At 47.1% G+C, this 13,778-nt stretch carries 13 protein-coding genes and 1 pseudogene; 10 read left to right on the top strand and 4 right to left on the bottom strand.

The annotated features are described in order from the left end of the window. The first annotated feature begins 4 nt into the window (after positions 1 to 4). Complete coding sequence (locus tag HPL003_RS23435; protein ID WP_014282277.1) at positions 5 to 1,294, top strand: amidohydrolase; 1,290 nt, start codon at positions 5 to 7, stop codon at positions 1,292 to 1,294. Positions 1,295 to 1,300: 6 nt separating this feature from the next. Here the strand turns inward: HPL003_RS23435 and HPL003_RS23430 are convergent, their stop codons facing one another. Next, positions 1,301 to 1,708: a YhjD family protein gene (locus HPL003_RS23430; RefSeq protein ID WP_014282276.1), complete on the bottom strand. Its 408-nt coding sequence runs from the start codon at positions 1,706 to 1,708 to the stop codon at positions 1,301 to 1,303. Positions 1,709 to 1,841: 133 nt separating this feature from the next. Between HPL003_RS23430 and HPL003_RS23425 the strand changes: the two genes are divergently transcribed. The 3 genes and pseudogenes from HPL003_RS23425 to HPL003_RS30625 all read left to right on the top strand — a co-directional run bounded on the left by HPL003_RS23425 (position 1,842) and on the right by HPL003_RS30625 (position 4,968). Continuing rightward, positions 1,842 to 2,732, top strand: coding sequence for a DMT family transporter (locus HPL003_RS23425; RefSeq protein WP_014282275.1), 891 nt, complete (start codon positions 1,842 to 1,844; stop codon positions 2,730 to 2,732). 465 nt (positions 2,733 to 3,197) lie between these two features. Further along, entirely contained in the window at positions 3,198 to 3,902 is a 705-nt protein-coding gene (locus HPL003_RS23420; protein ID WP_014282274.1) for a YitT family protein, read from the top strand. A gap of 269 nt (positions 3,903 to 4,171) precedes the next feature. Further along, positions 4,172 to 4,968, top strand: a pseudogene (locus HPL003_RS30625) (lipid II flippase family protein). Positions 4,969 to 5,027: 59 nt separating this feature from the next. Here HPL003_RS30625 and msrA read toward each other — a convergent pair. Together msrA and HPL003_RS23405 are read right to left on the bottom strand one after the other, a co-directional pair. After that, positions 5,028 to 5,999: a peptide-methionine (S)-S-oxide reductase MsrA gene (msrA, locus tag HPL003_RS23410; RefSeq protein ID WP_014282271.1), complete on the bottom strand. Its 972-nt coding sequence runs from the start codon at positions 5,997 to 5,999 to the stop codon at positions 5,028 to 5,030. Between the two features lie 185 nt (positions 6,000 to 6,184). After that, on the bottom strand, positions 6,185 to 6,802 hold the full coding sequence (locus HPL003_RS23405; RefSeq protein ID WP_014282270.1) for a TVP38/TMEM64 family protein: 618 nt from the start codon (positions 6,800 to 6,802) through the stop codon (positions 6,185 to 6,187). Positions 6,803 to 7,154: 352 nt separating this feature from the next. Between HPL003_RS23405 and HPL003_RS23400 the strand changes: the two genes are divergently transcribed. The 5 genes from HPL003_RS23400 to HPL003_RS23385 all read left to right on the top strand — a co-directional run bounded on the left by HPL003_RS23400 (position 7,155) and on the right by HPL003_RS23385 (position 11,578). After that, positions 7,155 to 7,844, top strand: coding sequence for a TerC family protein (locus tag HPL003_RS23400; protein WP_014282269.1), 690 nt, complete (start codon positions 7,155 to 7,157; stop codon positions 7,842 to 7,844). A gap of 163 nt (positions 7,845 to 8,007) precedes the next feature. Further along, complete coding sequence (locus HPL003_RS23395; RefSeq protein WP_014282268.1) at positions 8,008 to 8,952, top strand: Gfo/Idh/MocA family protein; 945 nt, start codon at positions 8,008 to 8,010, stop codon at positions 8,950 to 8,952. 68 nt (positions 8,953 to 9,020) lie between these two features. Then, complete coding sequence (locus HPL003_RS23390) at positions 9,021 to 9,341, top strand: hypothetical protein (protein WP_014282267.1); 321 nt, start codon at positions 9,021 to 9,023, stop codon at positions 9,339 to 9,341. 55 nt (positions 9,342 to 9,396) lie between these two features. After that, positions 9,397 to 9,681, top strand: coding sequence for a DUF6171 family protein (locus HPL003_RS27995; protein ID WP_081473806.1), 285 nt, complete (start codon positions 9,397 to 9,399; stop codon positions 9,679 to 9,681). Positions 9,682 to 10,093: 412 nt separating this feature from the next. After that, positions 10,094 to 11,578 carry an alpha-N-arabinofuranosidase gene (locus HPL003_RS23385; RefSeq protein WP_014282265.1) on the top strand — a complete coding sequence of 495 codons (1,485 nt, stop codon included), beginning with the start codon at positions 10,094 to 10,096 and terminating at the stop codon, positions 11,576 to 11,578. A gap of 104 nt (positions 11,579 to 11,682) precedes the next feature. On the opposite strand, the gene HPL003_RS23380 is transcribed toward HPL003_RS23385, so the two are convergent. Beyond that, positions 11,683 to 12,501: an AraC family transcriptional regulator gene (locus HPL003_RS23380; RefSeq protein WP_014282264.1), complete on the bottom strand. Its 819-nt coding sequence runs from the start codon at positions 12,499 to 12,501 to the stop codon at positions 11,683 to 11,685. 157 nt (positions 12,502 to 12,658) lie between these two features. Here HPL003_RS23380 and HPL003_RS23375 point away from each other — a divergent pair, with 157 nt between their 5' ends. Further along, entirely contained in the window at positions 12,659 to 13,765 is a 1,107-nt protein-coding gene (locus HPL003_RS23375; RefSeq protein WP_014282263.1) for a Gfo/Idh/MocA family protein, read from the top strand. The last annotated feature ends 13 nt before the right edge of the window (positions 13,766 to 13,778 follow it).

Genomic DNA, 13,778 nt, shown 5'->3' with positions numbered 1-13,778 from the left:
ATATATGCGAATTCATATTAAAAACGCGATGATCGTGACCATGAATACCGGGGATGAACCTTATGAGGGGGATATTCTCATTGAAGAGGATCGGATTGCTAAAATGGGAGTTGAGCTGAGGGAAGAGGCGGATGAATGTATCAACGCGCATGGCATGGTTGCAATGCCGGGGTTGATCAATACCCATCAGCATTCTCCGATGAGTTTGCTGCGGGCTTTTTCGGATGATCTCAAGCTCATGGACTGGCTGGAGCGCAAAATGCTTCCCGCTGAGGATCGTATGACCCCGGAGGATATGTATTGGGGCGCCAAGCTTGCTATTGCAGAGATGATCAAATCAGGAACAACGACTTTTGCCGATATGTATGTGCATATGGATCAAATTGCAGAAGCCGTCAGCGAGACGGGCATACGGGCTTCGCTGACCAGAGGGCTGATCGGATTGGAGGATGATGGGGGGCAAAGGCTGGCAGAGGGATTGAAGCTCATTCGCCGTTGGTCAGGTCAGGCAGAAGGTCGGATTACGACGATGATGGGTCCTCATGCGCCTTATACATGCCCTCCGGAATTCATGAAGGAAGTTATGGGGCTGGCGAAGGACACGGGGGTACCTGTTCATATTCATCTGGCAGAGACGGTAGAGGAAACAGTTAAAATCAAAGCTCGTTACAACTGTACCCCTACGCAATATTTATATGAACTGGGGCTGTTTGAACATCATCATGTGCTGCTTGCACACGCTGTTCACCTAAACCGTGAGGATGTTGCGTTGTTGAAAGGAATGAAGGGCGGAATAGCTCATAATCCGGTCAGTAATCTCAAGCTCGGCTGCGGAATTACCCCGGTACTCGATATGCTTGGACAAGGGACCATTGTAGGGCTTGGCACAGATGGAGCGGGAAGCGCAACGACGTTGGATCTGTTTGAAGAAATCAAGGCAGCGGCATGGCTGCAAAAGCTAAGCACTGGCAATCCAGCTGCTTTTACTGCTGCACAGGCCCTGCAAATGGCTACAGTCAATGGAGCCAAGCTGCTAAACCTTGAGCATGAAACCGGCACGCTTGAGGTGGGGAAAAAGGCGGATATCATTCTGCTAGATATGCAAAAGCCGCATTTACAGCCAATACACCAGATAGAGTCACTGCTTGCTTACAGTATAAACGGCGCGGATGTCGATACGACCATTGTGAATGGACGTGTGCTAATGCGAGGAAGACATCTGTTAACGATAGACGAGAAAGAGGTGCTTGCACAAGCAACGGTACGCGGAAACCGCATCGTACAAGGATTGTAAACGAGACTACACAGTCGAGTGACTTTGGGTCACATCAATTCCTAAATAATGTCCCAATTCTCGTCGAACCTCGCTGCGTGCAAAGGAGGAAAGCATGAAAAACCGCTTTTGGTAGCCACGACAAACATACAGAACCTCCACGCCTTCGTGATTCCGGGTTTCGTTGTATATTTTAACTCCTTGCCTTTTCATTCGCGCCTTTGTCTCCGCCAATTGAACAGCTACACGCTGCTGCACTCCAGTCAGGCTGCGAACGTACAGATCGGGCATTTTTAAGGCAGCGGCATTCAGAATACGAATGTCCCGCTCCAGCACATCCAGCACGAGGGTCAGAAGTACACAAGTTTTGATCAGCCCTGCGTCTTCCTCGGAAGGCAGTGGGGCCTTATTCTTGTTATCCAGTATCTTTTTCATAAGAAATCTCCTTTACTCATAGCAGGAATACAATTATAATCAGCATACAGAACAAATGTTCTTTTTATACTTCATCATAGAAATTATTCCTTTGCCAAAGCAATCATCAATTATTGGAAAGAAGGTATACATATTGTCACGCTCGTTATATGCTGCGCTATTGCTGCTAAGCCTCATTTGGGGCGGATCGTTTTTGTTTATCAAGGTGTTATTGCTCCATCACGTAGGGCCTTGGACTATTGTATTTCTTCGTTCCAGCTTTGGCCTCATTTTTATCGTTTTGTTGATGTTGCTCATGCGCAAGCCATTTCAAGTCAGAAGCATTCCATGGAAATCTGTTATTCTCGTAGCTCTGGTGAACATGGTTTTGCCATGGGCCTTGATTAGTTTTAGCGAGACCAGAATTGCTAGCAGCATGGCTTCCGTTTTGAATGCCACCACGCCAATCTGGACCATGTTGGTCGGACTTGTCTTTTTCGGAGCCATCTTTTATCGAATGCAGTGGTTTGGAATGGGCCTGGCTTTTGTAGGAATCGTTATTTTACTGGGTATTAATCCTGTATCCATTATTTCTGTCGACCCCGTCGGCTTTGGATGTATGCTGCTTGCGACGCTCTGCTATGGCTTCGGAACGCAGTTGTCCAAGCGGTTTTTATCCAATCTGTCGATGTATCAGGCAACCTTTGCGACACTATTGGGTGCGACGGCAGGGGGTGGCCTGATGACAGCAATTGTAGATCGACCTGATTTGTCGGTCGTCTTCATCCCTGGTGTATTGGGTTCCCTTATAGGACTGGGAGTTTTGGGATCGGGAGTAGCTTATATTTTGTTCAATTATATGATTTTGCGGGGAAGTCCGGAATTTGCCTCCTCGGTGACTTATTTTGTACCGGTGAGCGCTATTGTATGGGGCTTTTTGCTTCTGAATGAACACATCGGCTGGAACGTTCTGACTGGGCTGCTCCTTATACTCGGAGGGGTATTTATGGCCAACCAACGCAGAATAGTCAAATTAGCCGGGTAATATCACTGACAAACCTGCATAAACCATGCTATACGCACATTGTATGTGCATCCGCCAAACCTTTGGTATAATGCGGTTATTCGCACATACAATAAAGCATGCTCACGCATAAAATAAAAATATGGCGCGGCATAAAAAGCAAGCTGTTTAGCAGGTGGTAAGGTGTGGTATAATAAATAATAGAATTACATGTACCACAGAAATGTCGGAGTTTTATTCCACAAAAGAAAGGATCAGGATACCATGTGTCCCCGAAGGATACTTCCCCAAAGGACGATTTGGAAACGATTTGATCTGTCTTATACTTAGCTTTTCCGCGGAGTAACGTCAAGTTGCGAAAGCCAACTCTGCGGAAGAGGGGATTGTACATGCGAAGGACCAAGTCCTCCAGGCACATCTTACCCGGTAGCTTCCGTAAGAGTGGGTTCATCCACATCAAACTTACGAGAAACCGAGGGAGCCTGTATGAGGAAAACTTACGAATCTATCGTGAACAATGGAGCATTAAGGCAGATTGCTGTCATGCTGCTCGGAACATGCATTTTAGCTTTTACGTATTATCACATCAATGCTCAAAATCATTTGTCAGAAGGCGGATTTGCAGGCTTGGCCCTGCTGGGACATTACGCATTTGGCGTGTCTCCGGCTTGGAGTATGCTACTGCTTGATATTCCTGTCATATTGCTGGCCTGGGTACTGAAGGGCAGAAGATTCATGCTACTGGCATTGATCGGGGCGGTCGCCTTTTCCCTGTTTTATGCAGGATTTGAAAAGTATTCGACGCTGGTTATAGATCTGCACGGCAACTTGCTGGTAGCGGCTCTGCTTTGTGGAGTACTTACAGGCTTGGGTGCCGGAATCGTACTGCGATTCGGTGGAGCGACCGGGGGCGATGATATTTTGTCCCTGCTGATCAGCGAGTGGCGCGGATGGAAAATCGGTAACGTGTTTATCGTCAGTGACATCATTGTATTGGGATTATCGCTGTTGTATCTGCCTGTGAAGGAAACAATGTTTACCATACTGGCTGTGTGGCTCGCCGGAAAAATAATTACATGGACGACAACGTTCCAACTACACCGACCTGTGAAAAAGGTGCTGCCTGCGGCTATTCCAGCCCAAAAGGTAGTTGCCAAAACAGTGCCGGTCGTCCACAGCCTTCGTCAATAAGGAAAGGGTGTTACGTCAGGAGAGAAATCTTCCTACGTGACACCCTTTCGCTGTATCCAGGCTTCGTCAGGAAGGCTTAAAAGTAGAATGAATACGTCCGTTCCGGTCATAAATAATCGCCGAAATCTGCTGGGGGATAATCATGTTTGGTCCAAGGCATAGATAATCACTCCCTATAGCAGATGATGTATTATGTATTACCCGCTATCCGCTTAAACAAACAGAAAGCAAAGAAATGAATATATTTTAAATACGAAAGGAGAGAGCATTTGCTTGCCTGGGGTTTCGTCTTTACCATCATCATACATACTACAGATAGCTTGTCCTATGCCCTCCGGCTTGGCGGTTTGCGGGCGCGTCGGATTGGATTGGCCTTAACCGTTGCAGGTATGCTGCTGTTGGTTTCACGCACCTCTAATATGGCGCAGGGACCTTTACTTGGAGGTATGGTCGATCAGGCTAAGGCTGCCGTGCGAGCGGGTGGGGCTGATGTTAGACTGGAACTGTATATGCACGGGGTCCTACTGGCAGCAACCGTTGGAACCATGATCGCTATAATTTTGTATCCGACGGTGGTACGTATGTCGGCCAGATGGATTGTGCATCTGGAGCATACCGGGTCTATTCCGGCATTGGTGCGTCATTTAATGGTGCGCAGTCGCTGGAAGCATGTAGGCTACTACATGAAACGCCCAATCTGGTTCATGCTCACCTCACTGTTCAGGGGAGCGATCCCAAGCGTCTGATTACCCTGAATATAACTGTGACCGCGATATATACGACTGGAGTGGTGTCTGCATTATACGCATCATTCCAGTCGCCCGCTCAGGGTACAGCAATGTCTATGTCATCGGGCCTAATCAATGGTATGGCAACAATACTTCTAACTCTGTTAATTGATCCCAGATTGGCGGTATTGTCTGGAAAAATGCTGCGCGGGGAGCTGCCCTTAAATCGTATGAACAGTATGTACGGCTGGATGATCATTTCACGTCTGGGAGGTACCTTGCTTGCACAGTTGCTATTGGTGCCGCTCGCAATCTGGCTTGGATGGATTATGGGCTGACCCGAAGCCATCTGCGAAAGATGATTTCTGGGCCAGCCTAAAATGTTTTTGAAGTCTACTTACTTTTCAAATAATGACTTATAGGCTCCATAGCCTTCACGTTCCAAGTCTTCTTGAGGCACAAAACGGAGCGCGGCAGAATTAATACAATAGCGCAGGCCATCAGGACCTGGACCATCATCAAATACGTGTCCCAAATGGGAATCCGCTTCGCGACTACGGACCTCGGTACGAATCATAAAGTGGCTGAGGTCGTTTTTTTCTTTGACGTTATAGCTGCGTAGCGGCCGAGTAAAGCTGGGCCAACCGCAACCTGCATCATATTTGTCGAGCGAGCTGAACAAAGGCTCTCCCGAAACAATGTCCACATAAATACCTTCACCCTCATGGTCCCAAAACTCATTTTGAAAAGGGCGCTCGGTCGCGTTTTTTTGTGTTACTTCATATTGAATAGGTGTCAGTCGATCTTTAAGATCAGATTTATCTATTTTGCCTGACCAATTTTGCTCAATAAAATCTTCACGTCCGGAGCCTTTGCGGTAGCGCTTGTAATGCGCGGGATTCTTCTTATGATACTCCTGATGATATTCTTCCGCTTCATAAAAGGTTGCCGCAGGCAGAATCGGTGTAGCAATGGGCTTGTCGAAACGGCCGCTTTCACCCAGCGCTTTTTTGGAAGCTTCTGCCTTGATTCTTTGTTCTTCGTTATGATAGAAAATAGCTGTTTGGTAGGATGAGCCTCTATCGTGGAATTGTCCACCTTCATCCGTCGGATCAATCTGCTGCCAGAACAGTTCTAATAATTTTTCATATGGGAAGATTTGAGGATCAAATGTAATCTGTACTGCTTCTACATGTCCCGTTGTTTCGGAACATACCTCTTCATAGGTCGGGTTTTCCGTATGTCCTCCTGTGTAACCGGATCTTACCTTTAAAATGCCGGGTAGTTCCTCGAAGGGGGAAACCATGCACCAGAAGCAGCCGCCTGCAAAAGTTGCCTTCTCCACAGTGTTTGGATTGTTGGTGCTCATATTTGTCACTCCATTCTGAGAAAGTTTCAATTAGTTGTTATTTAAATAGCTTACAATTAAATTATATACGACATTTTCGCAAAATCCAATGGAACGACAGAAACAAACCAGCTTTGCAAATTTCTCTGGACTAAAAGCCACCGCCAACTTACATCCTTACAGATCCAGCGGCAGGCTCGCAGAAGCTATGATTTATTGACACGTTGAATCCTTTTGCGGTAAAGCACAAAGCCACCGCCCACCAGTGCTGTATACAGCAGCAAAATGAGCAAGCCAGTGACCGGACGTTCGGCAATAGTCCCACCTGCATAAGCGTATACCGCAATTGCAGGAAGCTTGCCAAGCGCCGTACCCAGCATAAAGCTCCAGAACGGAAAGCCTGCAACCCCGGCATATACATTCACAGCCGCCTGCGGGATGATCGGAATTAGGCGGGCCAGCAGCACAGCAGCAAAAGGCTCTCGCTCCATGACCCGGTTCAAGCGCTCCAAAGCTGGAATTCGCTCCAGATAAGCCCGTCCTTTGTCACGGAAGAGGGTACGTACCGCCCCGTAAACCACCAACGCAGCCAATGTAGTGCCGAGCCAGCAGATAAGTGCGCCTTGCCAGGCACCTGCTGCATAAGCAATGGAAGCGATTATCAGCTTGTAAGGCACAAATGGAATTAACGCGAATAGAAACGCGAGCAGCAGCAGAACTGGAAAGGAGGTTTGCTTGTTCGCCCAGGCGAGCCAATCATATCTGTAGATAAACGCGATGCAGAGCAGCGAAACATAAGCCGCGGCGAGTAGCCATTTTTTCATTTACATACCTCTTTCAATATCCCTGTTCGGCTTGTCGATTATACAGAAAAATATAGGGTTCACATTCCTAATCATGTGTGCTATACTTCCACTAATAGAATAGTTCCCAAAGGGGAGTAGCTCAACGAGTAAAGTCGTCATTACGGGATTTTTTAAATCCCCGGCTTTATTGGCAACGTAATGTTGTAAGCGAGACCTTTGCCAGGATTTTAGGAATCCGGGTAATGGTCTTTTTTTGATGCTAAATTTGGGTCAAGCGCCGTTTCCGGATTCCGTGAAATGGCGCTTTTTTAGTATAAAGCGCAGAACTAAGTACAGTATAGCAAATAAATAAAGAAGGTGGGAGAAACGTATGGATTTTTTGTCAATCGAGTTTTTAACCGCACTATTGTCAATCATTATCATTGATTTGGTGCTGGCTGGTGACAATGCGATTGTAATCGGTCTGGCAGCTCGTAATGTCGAGAAGGCCAATCAAAAAAAGGTCATTATTTGGGGGACGGTCGGTGCGGTCGTCATTCGTGTTATCGCTACTTTGCTGGTCACGTACTTACTGGAAATTTACGGCTTGCGTTTAATCGGGGGGCTTGCACTCATCTACATTGCTTACAAGCTGCTGGTTGAGGAGAAAAAACATGAAATCTCTGCAAACAATCAAATGTGGGCCGCGATTCGTACCATTATTATTGCCGACACCATGATGGGACTCGACAATGTACTTGCCGTTGCGGGAGCAGCTCATGGAAATATGTTGCTTGTTATTTTGGGACTGGCGATTTCCGTTCCGATTATGGTATGGGGCAGTACAATTATCTTGAAGCTGACCGAACGTTTTCCGATGGTCATTACAATTGGAGCTGCTGTTCTGGCCTATACTGCTGCCAAAATGGTAGTAGCTGAGCCGCTGATTGCACATTGGTTCACGAATGGGGTCGTCAAATACGGATTTGAAGTTCTGGTCGTTGTTCTGGTCGTAGCCATTGGAATGCGTGTTAAAAAAATAAAAAGTGAAAAAACAAGAAAACAAGCGCTGCACGCCTAAGCTAAGCACACTGAAATAATCGTAGCTGAAGCTGGACGCTCATGTATAGAGGCTGTTCCATCAGGTCTAACTAGATCGGGGGCAGCCTCTTTTCTTTGCTTGTCAGCGGACTTCCATGTAAACTAGACAACAGAAGAAATGAGTCATCAGAGGTGGGTATGATATGAATAAGCAAACGAAAACAAGAGTGGCTATTGCAGGTCTGGGCGGTATTGCCCGCAAAGTGTATTTGCCGCTGCTGACTGCGCACGAAGGTGTAGATATTGTAGGTGTCATGAACCGTTCGCAGGAGCCGGTCAGTTCCATTATGGAGCAGTACAGGCTGCCGAGAGGAACGACGGATGTGAAGGAAATGCTGGCATGGGAGCCGGAGGCTGTATTTATACATGCTGCGACCGAAGCCCATTTTGATCTGGTTATGGCGTGTATTGAAAAAGGTGTTGCGGTGTATGTGGATAAACCGCTGTCCTTTGATGCACGTCAAAATCTGGAAATGACCGCGTTTGCGGAGGCACAGGCTGTGCTGCTGGCGGTCGGCTTTAACCGACGTTTTGCCCCGCATTATGTAGCCGCTAAAGCGTACCTGGAGGAAGCAGGAGGTTTCAGCCAATGCGCGGCGATCAAGCATCGGACTGGATATGATCAGAGACCTGCGGCACAGACGGTTTATGATGACTTGATTCATATGCTCGATCTGTTATTGTGGCTGGGTGGCGATGATTATGAACTGCTGCATAGCAGTCTGGACACGACGAGTGAAGGATATATGAACGCTGCATTCGGGTCGGTACGTTTGGGAAATGCCTCTGGTAGTTACAGTATGAACAGACAGGCAGGGACTGACATTGAGAGGCTGGAGTTGCATGGGGCAGGTCGTTCCGTCGAGGTGACCAACATGGAACAGGCTATTTTTATGCAAAAAGATAAGCCGTCATTGTCACAATCTTTTGGAAGCTGGGACACAATCCTGGAAAGACGGGGATTCACTGGAGTGGTGAATCATTTTCTGGAGCATATTCATCGTCCAGAGGAGTGCAGTGTGCGTGCTGGCAGGGTGCTGGAAAGTCATATGTTGGCGGACGAACTCATTAGCCGTTTGAATAACTAACATAGAAGGAACGATAGCCAACAAGGCAGTCCAGACATCGAGAAATAGATTGAAGGAGAAATGAGCGAATGGAAGAGCACAACCGCGGTAAACAGTTAGAAGAGGCTATCATCGAAAATTATAAGCAGGAAGAGGATATGATGATCCTTGTGTTTGCGCAATGGTGCATCAATCACGGGCTGGAGCCAGAGGAACTGTATCATGCAGCTTATCCGCAGCAGGATAGCAATGAGCGTCTGCTGCGAGTGCGCAAGCTGACCGTATCGCGTGAAGAAGCGGGAGATATTCTGCTAGACACAGTATTAGGAGTGCTGTCCATGTTCGGAAATGAGGATTTGGCGATGGTCGTATCTGAAGCGGCTGCCCAGCTCCCGCCAGAACGGAAATAAGGTCCTCCAGCCGTATGTACTCAGGACGTTGTTTGAAAGAGAGGGTAAGCCGATGATGAAAGGTATAACCGCACCAAACACCTGTAAAGGGTGTGAAAGGGACATCGCTATTTCGGAAGAGCAAATTACCAGAATTATAAACAACATGAGACCCAGAATGGAATGTGTGACCGATGATGTGTACGAGGCCAGACTGTTAGCTTGTTCGCAATGTGATGAGTTAATGGGTGGGCATACGTGCAGCATCAGCGGAAGTATTGTCCGTGTACGCGCTCTGGCAGTCAATCAAAATTGTCCCGGCTATAGCGGCTCTCGCTGGCAAGGGACATCCTTGAAATGAAATAGGCTCAGACTCCACTGAACATGGGCTGTTTCTATGGTTAAGAACTAATCCGGCTACTTACTTCATTATATGATATTTTTATTGGAGGCTTTCGCTGTTCATCTAAAGCCCGCGATCACGAGCTAAAGTGGTCATACCATGGTCTGCCTTGAGGGCAGACTTTTGGTTTAGGTGGAGCTAGGGGTTAACGATTGACAAATAGAAGGCAATAAAATATATTAAACATGTAAAATATTTTTGTTTAATTATTAATATTTTTATTAACTATCTATACTGTTACATTTGGATGATTGTAAACGTTGAGATGGAAAAGAGATCAGGTAGACGCCATATTTTTTTAATTTTATGAAAGCGTAATCATTGAAGTGTATAGTCCAATGAACTTTACTATTTTTGAGGAGGGCTTGTCATGAAGGGTTCTATTGTTGTGCATACAGATTGGGAGCAAGGCGTTATTAACAAAAATATTTACGGACAATTTGCTGAGCATCTTGGACGATGTATTTACGAGGGTTTGTGGGTTGGTCAGGATTCCCCGATTCCAAATACGGACGGGATCCGTAATGATGTGGTAGAAGCGCTTAAAAAGCTAAATATTCCTGTGCTGCGTTGGCCAGGGGGCTGTTTTGCCGATGAATATCATTGGAAAGACGGCATCGGACCGAAAGAAAACCGCAAGAGAATGGTTAATACGCACTGGGGCGGTGTGGTTGAAAATAATCATTTTGGCACCCATGAGTTTTTCCAGCTGTGTGAGCTGTTAGACGCTGAGCCTTATATTTGCGGGAATGTTGGCAGTGGTACGGTACAGGAAATGTCGGAGTGGGTAGAGTACATGACCTTTGACGGAGAATCACCTATGGCCGCGTGGCGGCAGGAAAACGGGCGTGAGCAGCCATGGAAGCTTAGATATTTTGGCGTGGGTAACGAAAACTGGGGCTGTGGCGGCAATATGCGTCCGGAATATTATGCTGATCTGTATCGTCGTTATCAGACGTATGTCCGCAACTATGGCGAGAACCGGATATATCGGATTGCGGGTGGGGCGAATGTGGACGATTACCGCTGGACCGAAGTGCTGATGCGTGAAGCTAGGCATCTTATGGATGGCTTGAGTCTGCATAACTACACGGTCCCGGGTACCTGGGAAGCGAAACGGCAAGCAATCGGTTTTGATGAAGCGGAATGGTTTGAGACGATGAAAAAATCATTACATATGGATGAATTGATTACACGTCATTCTGCTATTATGGATCAATATGATCCTGACAAACGGGTAGGAATGATTGTGGATGAATGGGGGACCTGGTTCATGACCGAGCCGGGTACCAATCCGGGCTTCCTGTATCAGCAAAATACGATGCGCGATGCGCTTGTAGCTGGATTGCACCTACACATTTTCCACGATCACCATGACCGTGTACAAATGACGAATATTGCTCAAATGGTCAACGTTTTGCAGGCTATGGTTCTGACCGAAGGACCTGCTATGCTACTGACGCCGACATACCATGTATTTGAAATGTTCAAGGTGCATCAGGATGCACAAGCGCTGGCTACCCATAAAACCGTAGGCAATTATGAATATGATGGTAATTCCATTCCACAGGTAAGTGTGTCCGCTTCCAAGGCGAAGGACGGATTTATTCATGTGAGTTTGTGCAACGTCCATCCAGGCGAGGCGGCCTCCTTGAATCTGGAGCTGAGAGGGCTGGAAAACGTTAAGCAAATTAGCGGCGTTGTTCTCTCCAGTGAGGATATGCAGGCACACAATACATTTGATCAGCCGGAACGTGTGAAAACGGAAACTTTCACTTCCTTCCAGCAGCAAGGTCAGAGCTTGGATGTTACACTGCCACCGATGTCGGTAGTGATGCTGACGATTGCACCGTAGATATTTTGTAAACTCAGAAGAAATAAGAAGTATGAATTTGGAAATCGGAACAAAACCTTGATGAAGCCAAGAAAGGCTCTCTCAAGGTTTTATTTTTACCAATACTACAATTGCTCACGGTGGATCACTCTGAATTCCTTGGGCGACATGCCGAAGCGGGAGCGAAACACGCGGTGAAAATACGTATAGTTTGCAAAACCGGACGATTCGGCGGCTTGTTCGAGTGACATGGGGCTGAAAATGATTCGCTCTCTCGCCATATTGAGTCTGATGTCCAGCGTGTACTGCATAATGCTTGTATCGAAGGTTTCCTTGAACAGATGTACTGCCCGCGATACGCTGATCCCGACATGTGAAGACACGTCATCCAGTTTGAAGTTGGAGGATGCATTTTCCTCAATATAATTTTTAATCTGATAAGCGAGATAATTGTGATGGGTGGAAGTCGGATGCTCGGACAGCATACGGTCAAACTCCAGGCAAAGAATGCGCATGTAATAGCTCGATATTTCCGGGTAAGGATTAGAAATACGCCGCTGTTCCATCACAAGCTGCCGAAATAGGCCAAGCAGTGCTTCGGTAAGCTGGACCTTGATGCGGTTGGGTCGTTTGTGATGGTGCCACCACTCATCTACCCAAGAGCCTCCAAAAAAAATGTGATAATCTCCGCTCTCCACGACCAGTTCCCCCATGGGATTTAACTCACTGTGAATGTCCAGCTCATAAGGCTCGGTAGGATTGAACAGCAGCAGGTCACCCGCCTCAATCCGTGTCATTTCCCCGTTAATGCGGGCCTGGCAGCGTCCGTCTGTTTGCAGACGAAACAAATAATTTTTGATCCCTTCAGGCTGGTTCGAATAAAAAGGCTTACGATGGAAGGAATAGCCTGCGGTAAGAACCTGACAAGGCTCGACGATAGACATGATGATGACTCCTTTGGGCATGTAGCTGCTTCAAATATTGACCAGATTGTTCATGTTTTAATCATATTATTCATTTTAAACGAAACGGAAATAGAATACTATTGTGTCTGTAAGGCTTATAGCAGAATACATGTTGGAGGCCAGGGGGGGTGACGAAGTGGAACGAATGAAGGCCGGGATTATCGGCTGCGGCAACATTAGCGCGGCATATCTTGAAAATCTCCAAAACAGTCCGCTTATCGAAGTGGTGGCCGTGGCTGATTTATTGGAGGAAAGGGCCAAAGCGAGGGCCAATGAATTTAATATTGAAAACGCATACAAGGTAGATGAATTGCTTCGTAAGCCCGAGATTGAGCTTGTTATTAATCTGACCGTGCCTGGCAGCCATGCACTGACGGATATGGCGATACTGGAGGCAGGCAAGCATGTGTACAGTGAAAAGCCTTTGGCGGTTTCCTTGGAGGATGGCAAACGCGTTCTGGATCTAGCCAAGGCAACAAACCTGCGTGTCGGCTGTGCCCCGGATACATTTCTTGGCGCGGGTATTCAGACTGCACGCTATGCCATACAAAACGGAATGATTGGGCAGCCCGTAGCCGCTACTGCCTTTTTTATGGGCAGAGGTCCCGAGTGGTGGCATACTGATCCGGAATTTTTCTATGCCGCTGGGGGCGGTCCGATGTTTGACATGGGACCTTACTATTTGACGTCGCTGATCCATGTGCTGGGTCCGATCCGGCGAATCAGCAGTTCAGTGGGCATTCAGGTTCCTGATCGTCACATACATTCCGGTCCCAAAAGCGGCACACCTCTGCGGGTACAGACACCAACGCATTTGGCCGGAACAATGGATTTCCATAACGGAGCCATTGTAACGCTCATTACCAGCTTTGACATTCAGGGGGCGTCAGATCTGCCACGTATTGAAATTTATGGTACGGAAGGAACCTTAAGTTTGCCTGATCCGAACTTTTTTAACGGAGATGTCAAGCTTCGCCGATCTGGAGAGGAAACCGCAGAGCTCGTGAAACCTTTATTTGAGTGTGGGAAGAACGAACGCGGAATAGGTGCGGGTGAGATGATGAGAGCCATTCGCAGTGCAAAGAACCACCGTGCTAACGTGGAACTGGCCTATCATGTATTAGAGGCAATGCACGCTTTTCAGCGCTCCTCATTGGAAGGTAAGCATATTACGTTGGAAAGTACAGTTGAGCCAGACGAGGATTTGTATTATGGGACAGATATAACGATTCATCCATCCTAATTGAAGAGGTGAA

This window comes from Paenibacillus terrae HPL-003, assembly GCF_000235585.1.
In the GTDB taxonomy this organism is placed as follows: domain Bacteria; phylum Bacillota; class Bacilli; order Paenibacillales; family Paenibacillaceae; genus Paenibacillus; species Paenibacillus terrae_B.
The sequence above is the reverse complement of the archived record's forward strand: the minus strand, read 5'-3'. Positions and strand labels throughout refer to the sequence as shown.